Origin of the sequence: Rhodoferax sp., assembly GCF_028688795.1 — a bacterium.
GTDB lineage: Bacteria > Pseudomonadota > Gammaproteobacteria > Burkholderiales > Burkholderiaceae_C > Rhodoferax.
This window is the reverse complement of record NZ_JAQTXM010000016.1, coordinates 34928-54797: the sequence shown is the minus strand read 5'-3', so window position 1 is coordinate 54797 and position 19870 is coordinate 34928. Positions and strand designations below refer to the sequence as shown.

The 19870-nt window shown below is 58.0% G+C and carries 18 protein-coding genes; 6 read left to right on the top strand and 12 right to left on the bottom strand.

Annotated features, from left to right (window positions below; translation table 11 throughout):
- The first annotated feature begins 74 nt into the window (after positions 1 to 74).
- A complete protein-coding gene (locus PHQ58_RS13185) occupies positions 75 to 1415 on the top strand; it encodes an anaerobic C4-dicarboxylate transporter (protein ID WP_300111663.1) in 1341 nt (446 codons plus the stop codon).
- A 249-nt stretch (positions 1416 to 1664) separates the two neighbouring features.
- A complete protein-coding gene (mutL, locus tag PHQ58_RS13180; RefSeq protein ID WP_300111661.1) occupies positions 1665 to 3701 on the top strand; it encodes a DNA mismatch repair endonuclease MutL in 2037 nt (678 codons plus the stop codon).
- Positions 3702 to 3829: 128 nt separating this feature from the next.
- Here the strand turns inward: mutL and PHQ58_RS13175 are convergent, their stop codons facing one another.
- The gene (locus PHQ58_RS13175) at positions 3830 to 4162 is read right to left on the bottom strand and encodes an RNA-binding protein (RefSeq protein WP_300111659.1); all 333 of its coding nucleotides are present in this window, start codon (positions 4160 to 4162) and stop codon (positions 3830 to 3832) included.
- Between the two features lie 488 nt (positions 4163 to 4650).
- Here PHQ58_RS13175 and PHQ58_RS13170 point away from each other — a divergent pair, with 488 nt between their 5' ends.
- The gene (locus tag PHQ58_RS13170) at positions 4651 to 6075 is read left to right on the top strand and encodes an MATE family efflux transporter (protein WP_300111657.1); all 1425 of its coding nucleotides are present in this window, start codon (positions 4651 to 4653) and stop codon (positions 6073 to 6075) included.
- Positions 6076 to 6086: 11 nt separating this feature from the next.
- On the opposite strand, the gene PHQ58_RS13165 is transcribed toward PHQ58_RS13170, so the two are convergent.
- Both PHQ58_RS13165 and PHQ58_RS13160 read right to left on the bottom strand, forming a co-directional pair.
- Positions 6087 to 6725, bottom strand: coding sequence for a 3-oxoacid CoA-transferase subunit B (locus PHQ58_RS13165; RefSeq protein WP_300111655.1), 639 nt, complete (start codon positions 6723 to 6725; stop codon positions 6087 to 6089).
- A 2-nt stretch (positions 6726 to 6727) separates the two neighbouring features.
- Positions 6728 to 7444 carry a CoA transferase subunit A gene (locus PHQ58_RS13160; protein ID WP_300111653.1) on the bottom strand — a complete coding sequence of 239 codons (717 nt, stop codon included), beginning with the start codon at positions 7442 to 7444 and terminating at the stop codon, positions 6728 to 6730.
- Positions 7445 to 7603: 159 nt separating this feature from the next.
- Between PHQ58_RS13160 and PHQ58_RS13155 the strand changes: the two genes are divergently transcribed.
- Both PHQ58_RS13155 and PHQ58_RS13150 read left to right on the top strand, forming a co-directional pair.
- Complete coding sequence (locus PHQ58_RS13155; RefSeq protein ID WP_300111651.1) at positions 7604 to 8158, top strand: PAS and helix-turn-helix domain-containing protein; 555 nt, start codon at positions 7604 to 7606, stop codon at positions 8156 to 8158.
- A 115-nt stretch (positions 8159 to 8273) separates the two neighbouring features.
- Positions 8274 to 8663, top strand: a complete 390-nt coding sequence (locus PHQ58_RS13150; protein ID WP_300111649.1) for a DUF2934 domain-containing protein — start codon at positions 8274 to 8276, stop codon at positions 8661 to 8663.
- Between the two features lie 23 nt (positions 8664 to 8686).
- On the opposite strand, the gene PHQ58_RS13145 is transcribed toward PHQ58_RS13150, so the two are convergent.
- The 5 genes from PHQ58_RS13145 to PHQ58_RS13125 all read right to left on the bottom strand — a co-directional run bounded on the left by PHQ58_RS13145 (position 8687) and on the right by PHQ58_RS13125 (position 13365).
- Complete coding sequence (locus PHQ58_RS13145) at positions 8687 to 10615, bottom strand: acyl CoA:acetate/3-ketoacid CoA transferase (RefSeq protein ID WP_300111647.1); 1929 nt, start codon at positions 10613 to 10615, stop codon at positions 8687 to 8689.
- A gap of 61 nt (positions 10616 to 10676) precedes the next feature.
- Entirely contained in the window at positions 10677 to 11096 is a 420-nt protein-coding gene (locus PHQ58_RS13140) for a thioesterase family protein (protein WP_300111646.1), read from the bottom strand.
- Positions 11093 to 11677: a chorismate lyase gene (locus PHQ58_RS13135; protein WP_300111644.1), complete on the bottom strand. Its 585-nt coding sequence runs from the start codon at positions 11675 to 11677 to the stop codon at positions 11093 to 11095. The genes PHQ58_RS13140 and PHQ58_RS13135 overlap by 4 nt, the downstream gene beginning before the upstream one ends.
- Positions 11677 to 12576 carry a DMT family transporter gene (locus PHQ58_RS13130; RefSeq protein ID WP_300111643.1) on the bottom strand — a complete coding sequence of 300 codons (900 nt, stop codon included), beginning with the start codon at positions 12574 to 12576 and terminating at the stop codon, positions 11677 to 11679. Before PHQ58_RS13130 ends, PHQ58_RS13135 begins: the two co-directional genes overlap by 1 nt.
- Before the next feature lie 6 nt (positions 12577 to 12582).
- Positions 12583 to 13365: an SDR family oxidoreductase gene (locus PHQ58_RS13125; protein WP_300111641.1), complete on the bottom strand. Its 783-nt coding sequence runs from the start codon at positions 13363 to 13365 to the stop codon at positions 12583 to 12585.
- Between the two features lie 224 nt (positions 13366 to 13589).
- Between PHQ58_RS13125 and PHQ58_RS13120 the strand changes: the two genes are divergently transcribed.
- Positions 13590 to 15281: an electron transfer flavoprotein-ubiquinone oxidoreductase gene (locus tag PHQ58_RS13120; RefSeq protein ID WP_300111639.1), complete on the top strand. Its 1692-nt coding sequence runs from the start codon at positions 13590 to 13592 to the stop codon at positions 15279 to 15281.
- A gap of 30 nt (positions 15282 to 15311) precedes the next feature.
- On the opposite strand, the gene PHQ58_RS13115 is transcribed toward PHQ58_RS13120, so the two are convergent.
- The 4 genes from PHQ58_RS13115 to PHQ58_RS13100 all read right to left on the bottom strand — a co-directional run bounded on the left by PHQ58_RS13115 (position 15312) and on the right by PHQ58_RS13100 (position 19866).
- Complete coding sequence (locus PHQ58_RS13115) at positions 15312 to 15629, bottom strand: DUF1840 domain-containing protein (RefSeq protein ID WP_300111637.1); 318 nt, start codon at positions 15627 to 15629, stop codon at positions 15312 to 15314.
- A gap of 187 nt (positions 15630 to 15816) precedes the next feature.
- A complete protein-coding gene (locus PHQ58_RS13110; RefSeq protein WP_300111635.1) occupies positions 15817 to 17415 on the bottom strand; it encodes an ATP-binding protein in 1599 nt (532 codons plus the stop codon).
- Between the two features lie 61 nt (positions 17416 to 17476).
- Positions 17477 to 18391 carry a PhnD/SsuA/transferrin family substrate-binding protein gene (locus PHQ58_RS13105; RefSeq protein WP_300111633.1) on the bottom strand — a complete coding sequence of 305 codons (915 nt, stop codon included), beginning with the start codon at positions 18389 to 18391 and terminating at the stop codon, positions 17477 to 17479.
- Between the two features lie 2 nt (positions 18392 to 18393).
- Entirely contained in the window at positions 18394 to 19866 is a 1473-nt protein-coding gene (locus PHQ58_RS13100) for a TolC family protein (RefSeq protein ID WP_300111631.1), read from the bottom strand.
- Positions 19867 to 19870 lie beyond the last annotated feature (4 nt).

The window sequence follows — 19870 nt, the reverse complement described above, 5'->3', positions numbered from 1 at the left end:
ACCAATCGAATGATCAAAACCAAGGGTTTACCCTGATTCGCATTAAAGTCGAATCTTCTTTGAAGGAGTTGGACATGGACATTTTTCTGCAACTGACGGTCATCCTGATCTGTCTTTTTTACGGTGCCCGCAAAGGCGGTGTGGCTCTCGGGCTGCTGGGCGGCATTGGCATCGTCATCATGACCTTTGTGTTTGGTCTGAAACCCGGCAAACCGCCGGTGGACGTGATGCTGACCATCATCGCGGTGGTGGCGGCATCGGCCACGCTGCAAGCCTCGGGCGGGTTAGAGGTGATGCTCAAAGGGGCCGAGAAACTACTGCGCCGCAACCCCAAATACGTCTCCATCCTGGCCCCTTTCACCACCTGCGCACTGACCATCATGTGCGGCACCGGCCATGTGGTCTACACCATGCTGCCGATCATTTACGACATCGCCATCAAGAATGGCATCCGGCCCGAGCGGCCCATGGCAGCGTCATCGATTGCCAGCCAGATGGGCATTCTGGCCAGCCCGGTGTCGGTGGCCGTGGTGTCACTGGTGGCGTTTCTGGCCAAAGCGCCGGTGGACGGCCACGTGATTGATTTCATCGGCGTGCTGTCAATCACCATCCCATCGACACTGGCTGGTGTGCTGATGATTGGCATTTTCAGCTGGTTCCGCGGCAAAGAACTCGACCAGGACCCAGAGTTTCAAAAACGCATTGCCGACCCCGAACAACGCAAAGTCATCTACGGCGAAAGCGCCACACTGATGGGCAAAACCCTCACCAGCAGCCAATGGACGGCCATGTGGATCTTTCTGGGCGCGATTGCGTTGGTAGCCTTCCTCGGCGCCTTCCCCAGCCTGCGCCCCGTATTTGAAGGCAAGCCGCTGTCCATGGTGCTGAGCATTCAGATGTTCATGTTGCTGGCCGGTGCGCTGATCATTTTGTTCACCAAGACTGACCCGTCCACCATTGGAAAAACCGAGGTGTTTCGCGCCGGCATGATCGCCGTGGTCGCGGTGTTTGGTATCGCCTGGATGGCCGACACGGTGTTTGAAGCGCACTTGCCCGAACTCAAGGCTGCTTTGACAGAACTGGTCAAGACCCAACCCTGGACTTATGCCATTGCCCTGCTGCTGGTATCCAAGCTGGTGAATTCCCAAGCCGCTGCCATCAGCGCCATGGTTCCCGTGGGTCTGGCCATTGGCGTGCCACCGGGCTATGTGGTGGCGTTTGCCGCAGCCTCTTATGGTTACTACATCCTGCCAACCTACCCCAGTGACCTGGCCGCCATCCAGTTTGACCGCTCGGGCACCACCCACATTGGCAAATACGTGATCAATCACAGCTTTATCCTGCCGGGGCTGATTGGGGTCAGCACCTCTTGTCTGATTGGCTTCTTGCTGGCGGACGCCTACGGGTTGATCTGATCTGTGGCGTCGTTGGTGGCCCTGGCCAAAACCGACACAAACAACCTGTCCTCGACCATGGAAGCGCTGTTGGCCGAGTTCGTGGCCCAACAAGCGCGAGCCCAGCGTGATCGATAGCCACTGGCCAACACTTTCATGGCCAACTGGACTTGGGGATAGAACCGCCCTGCCCGCCGAGCCTCGCGCCCGCTTAATCAATACGCATCGGTATAATTTTTTCCCATTTACGCGGTCGATTTTGATCACCCTATGAACGACCCACAGCCCCTCCGCCGCCCTATCCGTGAACTGCCCGATGAGCTGATCAGCCAGATCGCTGCGGGCGAAGTGGTCGAGCGCCCCGCCTCGGTGGTGCGCGAGTTGGTCGATAACGCGCTTGATGCCGGAGCCACCCAGGTCACCGTGCGCTTGGCCGCAGGCGGTGTGCGCCTGATCAGCGTGGAAGACGATGGTGGCGGCATCTTGCCCGAAGAACTGCCGATTGCCCTGAAGCGCCACGCCACCAGCAAGATTGGCAGCCTGGCCGACCTGGAGTCCGTGGGCACCATGGGTTTTCGGGGTGAAGCGCTGGCTGCTATTAATTCGATTGCTGACTGCGCAATATTGTCGAGGGTTGCAAGTCAAAATCATGCTTTTCTTCTTGAAGGACAAACCGGTGAGATCAAGCCCGTGGCGCGAAGCATGGGCACCACGGTTGAGGTCAAAGAACTTTTTTTCTCAACACCTGCGCGGCGCAAGTTCCTCAAAACCGACGCCACCGAGCTGGCGCACTGCGTCGAAGCCGTGCGGCGGCACGCCCTGGCCCGCCCCGACGTGGGGTTTGCCATCTGGCATGAGGGCAAGTTGGTGGTGCAATGGCGGCGCTGCGGCGAAGCCGGCAGCCTTCCCGCGCTGGAGCAGCGTCTGGCAGATGTGCTGGGCAGCGACTTTGTAGCGCGATCGGTGTGGGTCGATTTCTCCAGCAGTGCCACACCGGGGCGCCCGGACTACGCGCCGATCATCAAGGTCTGGGGCCGCGCCGGCATTCCAGATGCCGCCCGGGCGCGCGCCGACCAGCAGTTTTGCTACGTGAACGGCCGCTTTGTGCGTGACAAGGTCATCACCCATGCTGCCCGCAGCGCCTATGAGGATGTGCTGCACGGCCAGCGCCAGCCCATCTATGCGCTGTATGTGGCGATTGACCCGACGCGGGTTGACGTGAACGTGCACCCGACCAAGATCGAGGTGCGCTTTCGCGACAGCCGTGAAGTGCATCAGGCGGTGCGCCGTGCCGTGGAAAGCGCCCTGGCCGCACCGCGCGCAGGCCAGGTGGCAGCAGACGCCACTGAACTGGCCACCACGTCGCCCGTGCGACCCGGCCAGGCCACCGATGTGACTCAGGCACTGCCGCCTGACACTTATATGCAAAATCGGCCTCTAGCCCCCGTTAAATATGCGCAGGCAGCTATGCATTTTGAAACACCCATAGGCCACCGTGTCAGTGACCTGAGGGCGCTGTGGTCGACAAACTCTACTGCTTCAGAGACGTCAGGCGGTCCAACCAATTCAAACAATCAAACATGGCCCAACAGTGCCAGCCTGCGCGACGCACCCCAACGCGGCAATTACGAATTCGGTACAGATCAAACGCAGCGCGGGGCAAGCGCCGCTGCAACGCCTGATCAAAGCAACGCAGCAGCCACGCCCCTGCCCACCGGCAACTGGCCGCTGGGCCGCGCGCTGGCGCAGCTCAAGGGCGTCTACATTCTGGCTGAAAACGCGCAGGGCCTGGTGATTGTGGACATGCACGCGGCGCATGAGCGCATTGTTTATGAGCGCCTGAAAACGCAGTGGGCTGCAGCCCCGCACCTGAGCAGCCAGCCGCTGTTGATTCCGTCCACTTTTGCCGCCACCCCACTGGAAGTTGCCACCGCCGAAGCCCAAGCCGACACGCTGCAATTGCTTGGGCTGGACATCACGCCGTTTTCAGACAAAACCCTGGCGGTGCGATCGGTGCCCACCTCGTTGGCGCAGGGCGATGCCGTTGAGTTGGCGCGTAGTGTGTTGGCAGAACTTGCCCAACACGAGGCCAGCACGGTCATCCAGCGCGCCCACAACGAGCTGCTGGGCACCATGGCCTGCCATGGCGCAGTGCGTGCCAACCGCCATTTGACGCTGGAAGAAATGAACGCCCTACTACGCCAGATGGAAGCCACCGAGCGCTCTGACCAGTGCAACCACGGCCGCCCCACTTGGCGCCAGATTAGCCTGCGCGAGCTGGACGCTCTGTTCATGCGCGGGCGCTGAACAGCCCCACCGCCTCACGGCGCCAGGCGCGAAGGCCAATTGCATTTTCTGGAATGAATCAACCTGCGTGAGTCGCGCCCCAAAAAAAACCGGCCAGAAGGCCGGTTTTTTCAACTGAGGTGCAGATTTCAGTAACGGTTGTTGCCGCCACCGTAACCACCACCGCCGCCGCCTTCGCGACGAGCGCCACCACCAAAACCACCGGTACGTGGTTCCATTGGGCGGGCTTCATTGACCACCATGTCGCGGCCGTCAACTGCCTTGCCGTTCATGCCGCCGATGGCCGCTTGGGCTTCTGCGTCACTTGACATTTCCACGAAGCCGAAGCCTTTGGAGCGGCCGCTGTCGCGGTCCATCATGACCTTGGCAGACGACACGGTGCCAAATTCAGAAAAGCTTTCGTTCAGAGATTGGTCATCCACTGAGTAGGAGAGGTTGCCGCAGTAAAGTTTCTTACCCATTTTGGGATCTTTCAATAAAGCGTGCGCAGTTTCAATGAACCACGCGACGCGGGGGGAATGACGGTCCGGGTTAAAAAACCATCAATGGAACTGACGCTTGGCCATAGCCAGGCATACAGCAGAACTGGGGGGCCAAGAACCAAACACGAATCGGATTCTTGGGTTGGGTCAGAAAGGGGTAGGTTCAGACCGGAGGTAAAGCTCGCCGCTAGAGGGAGTTGACAACCGGCAGGGCCAGAACAAACGGCCAAAAAGGTGTGGAGGCGGCGTGTGAGGTGCCGCAGACCATGTCAGACTACAGCTGCTGCAAAGGTAAGCAAATTGCAACAACACGTATATTTTACGCTTGATAAAGAATCCCCTCTGGTGACCGGACTGCTTGCACGGCAGCCCGCATCTGCGCCCCGCCCCCCTGACAAACTTGCCTTCGCATTCCACCTAAAATCCTACGCTCAACCCCGCACCCAAAAGCGCAATACGCTGTCACTTTGATAAGCCCTCTCCAACACCTTTTTCACCACCCCGCCGCACGCTACCGTCTGGTCACCGAGTTGCGTGGCCTATGGCGCCTGGCCTGGCCAATTCTGGTGGGGCAACTGGCCACGGTGGGCATGGCCGTGGTCGATGTGGCCATGGCTGGACACGCCTCGGCACAAGACTTGGCCGGAGTGTCGCTGGGGGTGTCGATCTGGAACATGCTGATGCTCACCCTGATTGGCGTGGTCATGGCCATCAACCCGGTCGTGTCGCATCTGGTGGGCGCAGGCGAGTTGCGTCAAGTGCCCCACATCGTGCGTCAGGCGTTGTGGAAAGCTCTGGCGCTCGGCCTGATCGGCTGCGTGCTGGCCAACCTGGCCGCGCTGCTGTTTGATCACATGACACTCGAGCCCAGAGTGCATGAGCTGGCCAAAGACTTTGTCTGGATCACCAGCCTGGCCCTGCCCCTGTTTGCCTGCTACCGTGTACTGTACGGCTACAGCACCAGCCTGAACCAGACCAAGCCCCTGATGGTGATTGCGCTGCTGTCTTTACTGCTCAATATCGTGGTCAACTGGCTGCTGGTGTTTGGCAACCTAGGCTTTCCAAGACTGGGCGGCGCGGGCTGCGCCTGGGCCACGCTGTCAACCGTTGCCTTCAACCTGATCGCCCTGGTGTGGTGGATGCACCGCTCACCGGTCTACCGAGCCACTTGGCCTTTTTCACATTTCGAAGCGCCCCACTGGCCCCAAATTCGCAGCCTGCTGAAACTCGGGCTTCCCATTGGCATCACTTATTTTGCCGAGACCAGCGCCTTCAGCCTGATTGCCCTGTTGATTGCCAAATTTGGCAGCACACAAATGGCGGCGCATCAGATTGCGCTGAACTTCACGTCGCTGGCGTTCATGGTGCCACTTAGTCTGGGGCTGGCGTTGCTAACGCGCGTGGGCCAGTCGCTCGGCGCGGGCGACCCGGTGCTGGCGCGTTATCAGGCCTGGGTGGGCGTGGGGGTTGGCTTGGGATTTGCCGTGTTATCGGCCGCGCTGATGGCGCTCTTCAGCCAGGAAATTGCCAGGGCTTACACCAGCGATCCGGCCGTGATTGCCTTGACGGTGCAACTGCTGTTTCTGGCGGCCGTCTTCCAGCTCTCGGATGCCACACAGGTGGTCAGCGCTTGCGCCATTCGCGGCTACAAAGTCACGCGTTCACCCATGGTGATTCAGCTGACCGCTTTCTGGGTGTTCTCGCTGCCTGTGGGTTATTGCCTGGGGCTTGCACCCAGTTGGATGCCTTGGGCGCCAGCGCAACCCATGGCCGCACAGGGCTTTTGGGTTGCGTTGGTGTTGGGCCTGACGATTGCCGCGCTGGGCTTGGCCGCACTGCTGCGGCAAGTGGCGCGAAACCGGTTACCTGGCAACCATCCCGCCCACCGATAAATCAGTCCAACTCAGTGCAGGGGCACGCCAGTCTTTGCCTGCAACTCTTCCATGGTGACGCCAGGTGCGCGCGCCACCACCTTAAGCCCGTGCGGCGTGATGTCCATCACGGCCAGGTCGGTGATGATGCGGTCAACCACACCCACGCCGGTCAAGGGCAAGGTGCAGCTGGGCAAAATCTTCAGGTCAATCGTTCCGTCTTTTTTCTTGGCCACGTGCTCCATCAGCACCACCACACTTTTCACGCCACCGACCAGATCCATGGCGCCGCCCATGCCCTTGACCATCTTGCCTGGAATCATCCAGTTGGCCAGATCGCCTTTTTCGCTGACCTGCATGGCCCCCAAAATGCTCAGGTTGATCTTGCCGCCCCGAATCATGGCAAAACTGTCGTGGCTGCCAAAAATGCTGGAGCCAGGGATGGTGGTCACGGTTTGTTTGCCCGCGTTGATCAGGTCAGCGTCCACCTCGTCTTCCGTGGGAAACGGGCCAATGCCGAGCATGCCGTTTTCGCTTTGCAGCCAGACCTCAATGTCGGGGCTCACAAAGTTGGCCACCAGCGTGGGCAGACCAATGCCTAAGTTCACATAAAAACCGTCTTGCAATTCTTTGGCGGCCAAAGCGGCCATTTCGTCGTGTGTCCAAGCCATGATCAAACTCCTGTCTTAACGGTTTTTTCGGTGAGGGTGCGTTTTTCAATGCGTTTTTCAGGCGTGGCATTGAGTACGATGCGATTCACATAGATGCCAGGCAAATGCACACTGTCTGGGTCAAACGTGCCGGTTTCCACAATCTCTTCAACTTCCACGACCGTGATTTTGCCGGCCATGGCCACCGCCGGGTTGAAGTTGCGCGCCGTGCGACGAAACAGCAAATTGCCGCTTTTGTCGGCCTTCCAGGCTTTCACCAGCGACACCTCAGGCACCAGCGCGTGCTCCAGGATGTAGACATGGCCGTCAAACACGCGGTTTTCCTTGCCCTCAGCCACCAGCGTACCCACACCTGTGCGCACATAAAACGCCGGAATGCCGGCGCCACCAGCCCGCAGTTTTTCGGCCAACGTGCCTTGCGGTGTGAACTCCAGCTGCAATTCACCCGCCAGGTATTGGCGCTCAAACTCCTTGTTTTCACCTACATAGCTTGAAATCATCTTGCTGATCTGGCGCGTTTCCAGCAGCTTGCCCAGGCCAAAACCGTCCACGCCAGCGTTGTTGCTAATGACCGTGAGGTCTTTGACACCTGTGTCGCGCAGCGCATCAATCAGTGCCTCCGGAATCCCGCACAGGCCAAAGCCGCCAACCGCCAGCAACTGGCCGTCTTCGACAATGCCATCCAGCGCAGCGGCGGCAGAAGGGTAAATTTTGTTCACGTGGAAATCTCCATAAAAAAACTAAAAACCTTGCGGGACAGACCAAAGTCACGCGCAGCGAACCAGCGCGGTCCATCAACCAGCCAAATGGACGATACTACTTATTCCCATACGTAGTTTTCCGTAAGGTACAAACCCTAACCCAGCGTAACGACACCCATGGAAATAGATTACCGCCTGGCCTTCGAGATGGCACCCGTTGGGCTGGCCTTATCAAGCAACCGCACCATGCGCGACTGTAATCGCCACCTGTGCGAGATGTTTGGCGCCAGCCCTGAGCAGCTCATCGACCAGTCTTTTCAAGTGCTGTACCCCAGCGCAGATGAGTTCGAACGCACCGGAGAACGCATCACACCGATCCTGAACCGCCACGGCACCTATGCCGATGACCGCATCATGAAGCGGCTGGACGGCCGCTTCAAGGGCGAAACCTTCTGGTGCCACGTGACCGGCCGCGCCATGAACCAGGCCGCGCCGCACGAGGCAGGCATCTGGACCTTCGAAGACCTGAGCGCAAACCGCCCAGTGAAAGCCGAGCTGACTGCGCGCGAGCGTGAGGTGGCGGCGCTGCTGATGGACGGCCTGACCAGCAAGGAAATTGGCCGGGCTCTGGTCATTAGCCACCGCACCGTCGAAATTTACCGCGCGCGGCTGATGCGCAAATACAAGGCGTCCAACACTGGCGATCTGGTACACAAATTAATGGCTGGATGAGCCAAACTGGCGGTGGCAGCGACGCAGCCAGGGTCGTTTCATGACAAAGATCAAATTCCAGGGCCTTGCGGCGAACGACAATCCAGACTCATTTTTTACCTGCAAGGAGCACACCATGGTCACCGCCAAAAAAGTCAGTACACCCAAAGCCGTCGCCGTCGCCCCTGTGGCCGCCACAAAACCAGTGGTTGCAAAAAAATCCGCCGTGAAAAAAACGGTCAGCCCGGCTGCGTTAGTTACACCCGCCCCAGTTACCGCGGTGTCAGAAAAGCCCATGGATAAGCCCAAGGCCAAAGCCGTAAAAACAACAAAAGCAAGCCAAACCACGCCGCAAACGGCGGCAAAGGCAGCCCTTAGCGCAGAGCAGCGCAACAACTATGTTGAAGTTGCCGCTTTCTACATTGCCGAACGCCGTGGATTTGCACCCGGCAACCCGGCAGATGACTGGCTTGCAGCCGAGCAGGAAGTTGACCGCTTGCTGGCCAGCGGTCAATTCAACGCCTGAAACACACCCTCTTCAATGCCCGCTCAGTTGCCCGCAGCCGAGGCGATGGCTTCCTGTGGCGTTTCATAAATGTGAGCAGATAAGCCTCGTTTTTCAAGGGCTTCACCCAGTTTTAGGCGCATGAATGCACTCGTGGTGTAACGTGACACGTTGGTGTAAAACTGGTCAGTGAGCTGCCTGACCATGGCCGAGTAATCGTCCACCACGGCCTCGTCTATCTGGAAGTCGTCGTAGTTCACCACCACCGCAATTTTGTGCCCAATGGGGCGGCACAAGGTTTCGGTGGCGTGGCGAATGTCTTCCACGTCTTTTTTGCTGCGCACACACAGGCCCTGGAAGTTGTAAAAGGCAATGCCTTTGGCGGCCTCGTACTGCATGCGATCCACCAGGCTGATCGACAGCAACAAGTCTTTGAGCTGCATGGGTTCGGGCAAAAACAGGCGCGCATCCATCAACTTCGGGTTGTTGATGATAGGCTTGAAAGCCATGTGCGCCAAAATGTCGCGGTCAATGTCAATGCCCGGCGCCACTTCGATCAGTTCCAGGCCTTGCGGTGTCAGCGCAAAGACGCAGCGCTCCGTTACATACAGCACGTTTTGCCCGTTGCGCGCGGCATACGGGCCGCTGAAGGTGACTTGCTCAATTTTGTTGACGAATTTTTTAGCCCGCCCCTCCTGCAGAATTTTCAGTGCACCGTTTTCCACCGCAATTTTCAAACCGCCCGCGGTAAAGGTGCCGACAAACACCACAGTGCGGCTGTTTTGGGTAATGTTGATGAAACCTCCGGCGCCGGCCAGTTTGGGGCCAAAGCGGCTCACGTTAATGCTGCCCAAGGGGTCGCATTCGGCTAGCCCCAGGCACGCTAAATCCAGCCCGCCGCCATCGTAAAAATCAAACTGCTGGTTCATGTCAATGACCGCATCGGGGTTGGTTGCCGCACCAAAATTCATGCCTGAGGCGGGCATGCCGCCAATCAAGCCGGGCTCGGCCGTGAGCGTCATGTATTTCAGGATTTTTTCCTCGTTGGCCACAGCCGCCACGCCCTCAGGCATGCCAATGCCCAGGTTCACCACAGAATTTGGCAGCAGCTCAAACGCCGCGCGGCGCGCGATCACTTTGCGTTCATCCAGCGGCATGGGCTCCAGGGCATCCAGCGGCACGCGCACCTCGGCTGAAAAAGCCGGGTTGTAGGCGCCGCCCAGATTTTGCGGATGATTCTCAGGCTGCGCCACCACCACGCAGTCCACCAAAATTCCGGGCACTTTGACACGGCGCGGGTTCAAGGTGCCGCGCTCGGCAATCCGCTCTACCTGAGCAATCACCAGACCGCCACTGTTGCGGGTGGCCGTGGCAATGGCCAGCGTGTCTTGTGTGAGGGTTTCGCGCTCCATGGTGAGGTTGCCTTCGGCATCGGCTGTGGTAGCGCGGATGAAGCACACCGAAATCGGCAGGGTTTTGTAATACAGCAGCTCCTGGCCACCAAGCTTAATCACTTCAACGATGTTTTCGGTGGTTTTGCTGCCTATCTTGCCGCCCTCAAGGCGCGGATCAACAAAGGTCCCCAGGCCCACCTTGGAGGCGGTGCCTGGCAGGCCGCAGGCAATGTCGCGGTACATGTGCGAGATCACGCCCAAGGGCAGGTTGTATGCCTCAATCTTGCTTTGCATCGCCAATTGGCCCACTTTCGGCACCAACCCGTAGTGGCCGCCAATCACCCGCTTGAGCATGCCCTCGTGGCCCAAATGGTTGACACCACCGCCTGCCCCGTCACCGGGGCCACCGCCAAACAGCAGGGTCAGGTCTTTTGGCGAACCGGTTTCCAGAAAGCGCTGCTCCAGCGCCAGGATCAGTTCCACGGGCACGCCGTTGCTGCCAAATCCCGAGCAACACAAGGTATCGCCATCACGCAAAATGGCAATGGCCTCCGCGGCTGACACAACTTTCTTACGCATAAAAACTCCTTGTTTGTAAACCTGTTGAATGCCTGAAACCCAGGCACATGACTGACATGACTTAACTGACGATGGCCCGCATCCATTCGGGCAGGTCAATCGCCTTCTGCTTCGGAAAATCAACCCAGATGGTGGTCGCCCCGCCAGCGGCGTAAATCACGCCAGACTGGTCAGTCATTTCCATGGTGCCCCAGGTCTCAAACGTGGTGCGGCCAGGGTCGCTGGCGTACATCTTGACCAGCACATCGCCCGGGTATTCCAGTTGCTTGTAGAAGTTGCAGAACGCATTCACGATCACCGGGCCCTCTCCCAGCGGGTTGGGCATGCAGCCCGCCGCACGCATCCAGTCAATGCGGCAGGTCTCCAGGTAACGAAAGTAGGTGGTGTTGTTGACGTGCCCCATGGCGTCCATGTCGCCCCAGCGGATGGGAATCACCACCTCATAGACAAGTTTTTTTTGTTCTGGAATGTCAAATTTCATGTGGATCTCTTTCGTTTTAAACGGCTCGAACCGACTTCTTCAGGCCAGCGCCAGTGCGCCGGCGTTGCAGCAAATACTTCCATAACCAACAAGGCAGCACCATGGCGCGTGAATATGGAACGACGCGCTACCAGCGCCGCGCCAGACATCGGCTGATCTGAAGCCGCCTGCCACGACCTGATCACATGGCGGCGCAACGGCCCCTGCGGTTTCAGTTGAGCAAAGGCCAACGGCTGCCGGGTGATACCCGATCGCCGAAACAACACATCCGCCAAAGGCCGGCTGCCCAGACCGCGCACTGATCGCCAAGCCCCCACCGAGTCGCTGTGATTTGTAACGCTACGCGCAAACACCATCGGTTTGCTGTCGACATACAGGAGCACTTCGCGCACATAACCGGTACGCAGGGCACTTTGGCCCAAGGCCCGGGCTTCATCAAGTGTTAGTGGCTGGCGACCTTGACGCAGCACCCGCACGCTGAAATGCTCACCCGTTGCCGCCAGCCGAGCACTAAGCGAGCCGGTGGCCTGCAGCCAGCGCCGCAAGCCGCCAAGTGCCGGAATGGTGGTGCGCCAGACCATCACCGATGTGCCCTGATGGACGCAAATATGCCCAGCGTGAAAAGCACCGCCGCCAACCACTGCACCACGGCAGGCCAGGCACCGTCCCATACAAATGAGTAAAACAAGGCAAACAAGGTCTCGCTCACAATCAGTTGACCGCACAAACTAACGCTCAAGCGCTGGCTGGCCACGTTCCACAAGATGCTGGCCAACCACGCCGATCCAACACCTGTCGCTATGCAAACTGTAGCTAGTTGCGCTTTATTATCAAGGGCTAGAAGCTCATTTGAATCAGAACCTGCAACCAACCACAAAAGCAATGCACCCACACCGGTGGCGACACCAATCCAGTTGGCCCACTCGGTGGCGCTGACCTCAGGGTGGCGTTTCAGCCAGGCCGCGTTGACCAGGGCGAACACCGTCCAGCACAGCATGGCGACCAGCGCCAACAACACCCCTAGCCAAAACTGCCCACCACCAGCAGGCAACCGGGCCGCATGGCTGAGCGACGACTGCATCATCAACGCCAACCCGCCCAGGGTCAGCAACAGTCCGGGCAACAAACCAGCCCACTTCAAGTGCATGGGTTTGCCCAGCAACATGACCCAGATTGGAATGGTGCCAATGATCAGCGTGGGCACTTCAGTGCCGGAAAATACCACCGCTTGCGCCAGCAGCAGGTAATAGCCCGTGGCGCCCAACAGGCTCATGCCCAAAGCAGTGGTGGCTTGACGGGGCGTAGGCCAGGTGTGCTTGCGCCAAGTCAGCAACATGGCGAGCACCGCCATGCCCCCGAAACTGATGAACCGTCCCGCGGTCAAGTCAACCGAAGTCAGCCCTGGTGTCATGCGTGGCACCACAAACACCAGTCCCCACAAGGCACCCGCAGCCAAACCCGCCAGGATTCCGGTCAGCATGCGGTGTTAAACGCCGAACCCATCGTCAGCAGAAATCACGGCACCGTTGATGAAATGGCTTTGGTCTGAACATAACATCAGCAACAGCGCATCAAGGTCTTGTGGCTGGCCGATGCGTTTGCGCGGCAGCATTTGGATGAGCTTTTGGCCCTGCTCGGTTTGCCAATGAGCATGGTTGATTTCGGTGTCGATGTAGCCCGGGCACATGGCGTTCACATTGATGCCAAACTTGCCCCACTCAAGCGCCATGGCCTTGGTCATCTGGATGACTGCCGCCTTGCTCATGCAGTACACGCCAATTTTTGGCAGCACCTTCAGGCCCGCCATGCTCGCCACGTTGACGATGCGCCCACCGGTAAAGCTGCCTGGCGCAGAACCTTGCGCACGGGCCAGCATGCGCTTACCGACCTCTTGCGCAACAAAAAATGCACCTTTCACGTTGGCATCAAACACATAGTCAAAGTCTTCGCTGGTCACGTCCTGAATGCGCTGCGTGGTGCTGACGCCTGAGTTGTTAACCAAAATGTCAATCGAGCCGACCTCGGTCTCAGCGTGCGCCACGGCCGACCGGATGGAATCCTGGTCAGTTACGTCCAACTCAATCACGTGTGCGTCGCCGCCCTCGCCGTCAATCTGCGCCCGTAATTCCTTGAGTTTTTCTACCCGGCGACTAGCCAGCACCACAGCGGCACCCGCAGCCGACAAGGTCCGGGCAAACTGGGCGCCCAAACCGCCAGAGGCGCCGGTGATGAAAGCCACCCGGCCAGATAGGTCAATGCTGTATGTCATGTTCAGGTCTCCAGTAACAATAGAACGATCGTTCTATTATGAGCAATCTCTTGTCTAAAATCTGGGTTTGTCGAAGACAATTCACTGCAGTTTTAGCCAACGTCACCCTGGGTTCCAAGTTTAATCAGTTGAGGGCAGCGCAAGCTCATCCGCCAGCAATTTGATTGCACGGGACGGTCTGAAATACCCCGCCATTTTTTATATAGAAAAGAAAGAGTCGCACCATGACGCCACAAGAAATATTGACCCAGCACGGCCCGCGAGAATCGATGGACTACGACGTGGTTGTGGTCGGCGGCGGCCCCGCCGGCCTGTCCGCTGCCATTCGCCTGAAACAACTCGCTGCCGAAAAAAACAAGGAAATTTCGGTCGTAGTGCTTGAAAAAGGCTCCGAGCCCGGTGCCCACATCCTCTCCGGTGCAGTGCTTGACCCCAAATCCCTCACCGAACTGTTTCCCAACTGGAAAACCATGGGTGCCCCGCTGAACCAGCCGGTAACCGATGAAGCCATGATGTTTCTGAGCGAGAGCACCGGCTACCGCACCCCCAACATGTTCTTGCCCGAATGCAGCCAGAACCACGGCAACTACATCATCAGCCTGGGCGCCTTGACCAAATGGCTGGGCGAACAAGCTGAAACGCTGGGCGTAGAAATCTTCCCCGGCTTTGCCGCTGCGGAAGTGCTGTACGACGAACAAGGTGCAGTCATTGGTGTCGCCACCGGCAACATGGGTGTCGAAAAGAATGGCGAACCCGGCCCCAACTTCCAAATCGGCATGGAGTTGCTGGGCAAATACACCGTGTTTGCCGAAGGCTCACGCGGGCACCTGGGCAAACAAGTCATTGAAAAATACAAGCTCGACGAAGGTTGCGACCCGCAAAGCTACGCCATCGGCATCAAGGAACTGTGGGAGGCCGAACCCAGCCGCCACCAGCCTGGCCTGGTGGTGCACACTGCTGGCTGGCCGATGGAAAACGACACCTACGGAGGCTCGTTTCTGTACCACATGGATGACAACAAGATTGCCCTGGGCTTCATCACTGGCCTGAACTACAGCAACACCTACCTGAGCCCGTTTGAAGAATTCCAGCGCTGGAAAACCCACCCCAACATCCGCTGGTACCTGGAAAATGACCAAGGCGAGGTCACCGGCAAACGCCTGGCTTATGGCGCGCGTGCCATCACCGCCGGTGGTTTGTTGTCATTGCCGAAAACCGTGTTCCCCGGTGGTGCGCTGGTGGGGTGTGATGCCGGCTTTTTGAACGTAAGCCGCATCAAGGGCAGCCACGCCGCCATCAAGTCCGGCATGTTGGCCGCTGAGGCCGCATTTGACGCGGTAGCTGCTGGCCGTGCGCAGGATGAACTCTCCGCCTACCCAGAAGCCTTTGAGGCCAGCTGGCTCTACACCGAACTCAACAAATCGCGCAACTTCAAGGCCTGGTTCAAACACGGCCTGACGGTGGGCACGCTGATGAATGGACTGGAGCAGTTTGGCCTCAAAGGCAACATGCCCTGGACCATTCGCCGCGACAAGCCCGACCACGCTTACCTGAAACCCGCCTCGCAATGCCAACCCATCGATTACCCCAAACCCGATGGCAAGCTGACCTTTGACCGCTTGAGCAGTGTCTTCATCAGCAGCGCCAACCATGAAGAAAACCAGCCTTCGCACTTGACTTTGAGAGAGGCCTCTGTGCCGGTCAATGTCAACCTGGCCAAGTATGCTGGCCCTGAGGCGCGTTATTGCCCGGCTGGTGTTTATGAGTTTGTCAAGAACGATGACAACACCGACCGGTTGCAGATCAATGCCGCGAATTGTGTGCACTGCAAGACCTGTGACATCAAGGACCCGACGCAGAACATCGTGTGGGTCACGCCCGAAGGCGGTGGGGGACCTAATTATTCGGGCATGTAAGCCCTCAGCAGCAACCCACCAAGCCCGCCCTCAAACGCCCCAGACCACATCTTTGCCTGCTGCAGCGCTGTGCCGCAGCAGGTCAATGAATGGGGCGGCGCGTTGGCGCAGCATGACGCTGTCGCCTTCGATCTCAACACCCTGAGGTGGGCTGCTGGCGCGCAGTGATTGCACGGCTTCGTGTGCAACCACCGCCGCTTCTAGCGCAGCGATGGCAGCAGGAATTTGCGCCACCGTGATGATGCCCTGCGGGGACGCTTCTTTGCCGATGATGGCGAGCATCTGTTCCGCGTTGAATTTCATCATGATGACGTCTCCGGCAGCTTGTGATTTGAACTTGTAGATCATGATGTGATGCTCCTTAAAAGCAGGGAATGAGTTGCGGTTAACGATATGGCAGCAGGATACCCCGCGCTTGTGGCACAGGTGAATGACATAAATCAGTCAAACCAAACAAATCAGGGAGAACCTCACATTAGGTGCGTTGACAATTTCAGTCTGTTCGGCGAGCAACATAGCGCTTTGCAGCGCCTGCTCAGCGACTGCGGGTGGCGTAGGCCGTCGTCGCCGTCGAAATCTCAATTCTCAGGCAAGCGCCCTTGTTGATATTGACTGCCTCCAGACGACCATTCAGGTAGCTTTCGACAATCATCTTTGACATATACAGGCCGATGCCCGTCCCTTTGCCTTCGTCCTTGGTGCTGAAATAGGGCTCGAAAACCTTGTCCAGAATCCCCGCCGCAATACCACCACCGTTGTCCTCGACCTCAATACACACAAGATCTTCCTGGCGGTTTGCGCGCATCTGAATGTGGGGTGCAATTTGCCGGGTTTCGATCACTGCGTCGCGTGCATTACTGACGAGATTGAGCAAAACCTGCGACAGTTCACCGGCAATGCCAAAAAGCCGGATGCCTTGCTCGCACTCAATCGTGAGCTTGATGCCGCTGTTCTTGAACGTTGCCTCCATGATGTCACTCACGGCCGACATCGATTTGCGTAAATCAAACCATTCTTGGTGCTTGCTGGGCTTGAAGAAGTTGCGGAACTCGTCAATGGTCGAGGACATGCGTTCCATCAATCGTTCCGCTTTTTCGTCCAGCCGGGTCATGGACTCCTCGGTCAGACGCCCTCCCCGGTGCTGTATGCGGATATTCTGAAAAACGAGACCCAGCGCGTTCAGCGGCTGGCGCCACTGATGGGCAATAGCGCCAATCATCTCACCCATGGCGGCCAAGCGCGACTGTTGAATCAGCAGCATCTCCTGCCTTTTTCCCTTTGCAATCTCTTCGCGCACGCGTTGGTCGAGTGTGCGGTTCAGCTCATCGAGTTCACGGGTGCGCTCGGTCACCCGCAGTTCCAACGCCTCGTTGTAGTGGCGCATCAACTCGCGATTTTGCAACAGCGCCTCGGCCATCAGATTAAAGGTATCAGCGAGTTGGCCAATTTCGTCGTCCCTGCCAATTTTGACCTTGACATCAAGCTCACCCTTGCCCAGACGCGCAGCCGCTGCACTGATGAGGTTTATGGGGCTAACCAGCCAGCGGGCAAAGAAAAACCCAAGAATCAGGTTGATCAACAGAGCAAAGACGGAAATTCCGGCCAACTGGCGGTACATCTCGCTGATGTTGGCTTCATACTCACGGGTTTCGAAGTTGATCTGGATGACCCCCCATTTCACTCCGCTGAACTGGATCGGCATCGTGAAACGGTAATGGGGCGATCCATCCGGATCGGTCACCAGTTGCGCAGACTCCACTGACACCCCGGCGAGCGCCATTTTGTCGTCTTGGTCCGTGCTCCAACCCTGCCCAGTGATGTGTATCGAACTGCCACGAGCGGGCACGATCCAGACCGACTCAATGCTTTTGTTGTTGGCTAACACCTGCAAAATGTGTTCAACCACAAAGCCATAGTCATTGGTCAGCATGGCGTCTGAGCAAGCCTGGATCACGGAGCGCGACACGGTGGCCGCCTGCGAATACAAGACCTTGAGCAAAGAGTCTTTTTGCAGCGGAATGATCAGCAAGCCATAGAGCACTGTCATTGCCAACAACAAGCCACCAAACACACCGAACACGCGCAGAAAAATACGGTTGCTCAATTTCGGCCACAACGCCCCATCAGCAAGCATTATTTTTCTCGGTCAATCAAGGCCGCCGATGCCAGCCTGGCCAACAATACTGTGCAAGGCTTCACCGCACAGCCTTCTTGACTGGCTTGGCTGCGGCATTGAGGGTGTTGTAGGTCTGCAGCAATTCGTAATAAGGTTTGAGGTCTTGAACCCGCGTGCGTTCCATCACATCCGAGTGGTAGATCTGAAACATCTGACGAACACGCGGCGAATCACTAAGACTCAGGCTGCTGGCAGTCATCTGCTCGCGGTGCTGCGGACTGACCCGTGATGAAAACAGCGAAATATAAGGTGAACGGGTCTTGAATGTGAAACGATCCAGCACTTCCAGACGTTGACCGATTTGCGGATTCAGCGCCAGCGAAATTTCATAGGTGTTGCGATAGACCAGCGCGGCATCAGCGTTGCCAAAGAACAGGCTGTGCACTTGCTTAGGGGTCGTCGCCTCCCGGGTCACCGAACCAAGTTGACTCAAGTCACCTCGTTGCCCGGCTTGCATCAGCAAGATCGGCAGGTACACGTTGGTGAGTTCGTCGCCCTCCAGCAAGGACAAACGCTTACCCGTCAGATCAGCCGGCGTGTGAATCCCGGCATCGCGGCGAACCAGTAGCATAAGGTCATCAGGCTTGGCCTTGTAGCCCGAAAATCCGTCGGCCAGGTCCTCTGCGCGAAAGCTCTGTGCCAGTCCCATCGCCGTGGCCACAACAAAGTTGATTTTTCCACTGTCCAGATCACGCCGCATATCGGCCAGCCGCTCATACATCTGGACCGGTTTGGAGGTCAGTTTGACGTCCTTCACGAGTTCTTCGATCCAGAATCGCATGGAGATTTCCACATCTTTTCGTGGCACATCGCGAATCACCGGCAAATAAAAGCCCATGGAAAAGGCTGGCAGATCCTCTGCCGCCCTCGCCCCCAGGCTCATCAGCAACAGGGCCAGCATCAACCCCTGCAAAAATGACAAGTGCCGCAACATGGTTACGGCCTCGCCTTTTGGGCTGCCTTGCCGACCTGAAAGTCCAGGTCAGTCAGCGCGTCACGCAGATCATGGTGCGCCCGGTAGAGGCTGGCTGTGGCAAAGCTCTCCAACAGTTGCGCCTCGATCACGTCCTTGGTCTCCACCATTTCCTCCTGGTAGGCACGCACATTGAGTTTGCGGTTTTCTTCCGCAAAGCCTTGTGCCTTGGCGCTGTCATCGACCTGGGTCAGCGAACGCTGGATGCGCATCACATCGTCTTTGATCTGAAGTGCCAGGCCCTCGTCAAGCAACCCGCGCTGGGCTTCGAGTTTGGCTTTGCCAGCCAGCGCCTCATTGACATTGGCGCGGGTCAAGCCACCATCAAAGAGGCTCCATTTGAGTCCCACGCCAATTGTCCAGCCAGTGCGATTGGCATCATTGAATAGGCCACTCTTGTAGCCATTCCAGACTTGGTAGATCGATGCGTCCAGACCAACCATGGGCAGGTAGGCACTTTTGGCATCGGCAATTTTGTGCTGCATGACCTCAATGGCGAGTTCCAGGCGCTGCTTGTCAGGGTTAAAGGTCATGGCGTCGCTGATCAGACTCTCCAGCTGGCCGTCAAAACCCGGCGCGGCCAGCGCCGGTGCCAGGCTCAACTGGCTGTTGGGCGGCAAACCCATGGCATTGGCCAGTGCGTCCCTGGTGAGAGTGCTGCCATAGTTGGCCTCCTGCACCGTGGAGCGGACCAGCGCGGTGGTCGTCTTGCTGCGCAGGAAGTCGGTCTTTTTGACCTTGAGTGAGGCATTTTGGTAAAGCTGCCCGGTCAGCTCATCAAGGACCTGAAAACGCGCCAGCGTGTCACTGGCCAACTGGGCCATTTGCTGCGCAAACTGGGCGCCGTGGTAATACTTGGTGACGTCACGCACCACTTCGAGCTCGGTCTTGCGGCTGTCCTGGCGAGCCAGTTCCACGCCTTTTTGCGCCATGGCCGTGACGGCCTCTTTTTTGCCTCCGGTGTAGATCGGGTAACTCAGATTGACGGCCGCCTTGGTGACATCGCGGTCGAACATTTTGACCTCAACGTTCATGGGGATCGTTTGGCCCGGGATGGTGGCGCCTCCTTGGGCAAAGGCCATGCCAAATTGTTGTTGCGTGGCCGGTGGCAACCCCGCAATCACCGGACCCAGCACACCGCCCAGGGCGCTGCTGATGTCCATGGCTGGCGTTTGAATGGCCCCCGCGAAAGTGAACGTACGGTCCTGGTCAGCCCGTTGAAACCCTGCCTCCAAATTAACATGCGGGCGAAATGCAGCCATCGCCTGCTGGTACTGGGCCACGGCCATATCCAGACTGGCTTGCGACACCCGCAAGGCGCGGTGGTTTTGCAGCGCCAACTTGGTGGCTTGCTCCAAGGTCAATTGATCAAGTCGTTCGACCGCGCTGGCAGACGCCGTTACTGAAAGACAGCAAATAAGCGCCAGGTATTTCATTAAA

Excerpts from the sequence above, each read along its gene's own strand:
- PHQ58_RS13175 (WP_300111659.1), bottom strand. The coding sequence starts at position 4,162 with ATGGGTAAGAAACTTTACTGCGGCAACCTCTCCTACTCAGTGGATGAC.
- PHQ58_RS13135 (WP_300111644.1), bottom strand. The coding sequence starts at position 11,677 with ATGGTCTGGCGCACCACCATTCCGGCACTTGGCGGCTTGCGGCGCTGG.
- PHQ58_RS13165 (WP_300111655.1), bottom strand. The coding sequence starts at position 6,725 with ATGGCTTGGACACACGACGAAATGGCCGCTTTGGCCGCCAAAGAATTG.
- mutL (WP_300111661.1), top strand. The coding sequence starts at position 1,665 with ATGAACGACCCACAGCCCCTCCGCCGCCCTATCCGTGAACTGCCCGAT.
- PHQ58_RS13125 (WP_300111641.1), bottom strand. The coding sequence starts at position 13,365 with ATGACATACAGCATTGACCTATCTGGCCGGGTGGCTTTCATCACCGGC.
- PHQ58_RS13130 (WP_300111643.1), bottom strand. The coding sequence starts at position 12,576 with ATGCTGACCGGAATCCTGGCGGGTTTGGCTGCGGGTGCCTTGTGGGGA.
- PHQ58_RS13120 (WP_300111639.1), top strand. The coding sequence starts at position 13,590 with ATGACGCCACAAGAAATATTGACCCAGCACGGCCCGCGAGAATCGATG.
- PHQ58_RS13145 (WP_300111647.1), bottom strand. The coding sequence starts at position 10,615 with ATGCGTAAGAAAGTTGTGTCAGCCGCGGAGGCCATTGCCATTTTGCGT.
- PHQ58_RS13185 (WP_300111663.1), top strand. The coding sequence starts at position 75 with ATGGACATTTTTCTGCAACTGACGGTCATCCTGATCTGTCTTTTTTAC.
- PHQ58_RS13115 (WP_300111637.1), bottom strand. The coding sequence starts at position 15,629 with ATGATCTACAAGTTCAAATCACAAGCTGCCGGAGACGTCATCATGATG.
- PHQ58_RS13100 (WP_300111631.1), bottom strand. The coding sequence starts at position 19,866 with ATGAAATACCTGGCGCTTATTTGCTGTCTTTCAGTAACGGCGTCTGCC.
- PHQ58_RS13155 (WP_300111651.1), top strand. The coding sequence starts at position 7,604 with ATGGAAATAGATTACCGCCTGGCCTTCGAGATGGCACCCGTTGGGCTG.
- PHQ58_RS13110 (WP_300111635.1), bottom strand. The coding sequence starts at position 17,415 with ATGCTTGCTGATGGGGCGTTGTGGCCGAAATTGAGCAACCGTATTTTT.
- PHQ58_RS13140 (WP_300111646.1), bottom strand. The coding sequence starts at position 11,096 with ATGAAATTTGACATTCCAGAACAAAAAAAACTTGTCTATGAGGTGGTG.
- PHQ58_RS13105 (WP_300111633.1), bottom strand. The coding sequence starts at position 18,391 with ATGTTGCGGCACTTGTCATTTTTGCAGGGGTTGATGCTGGCCCTGTTG.
- PHQ58_RS13150 (WP_300111649.1), top strand. The coding sequence starts at position 8,274 with ATGGTCACCGCCAAAAAAGTCAGTACACCCAAAGCCGTCGCCGTCGCC.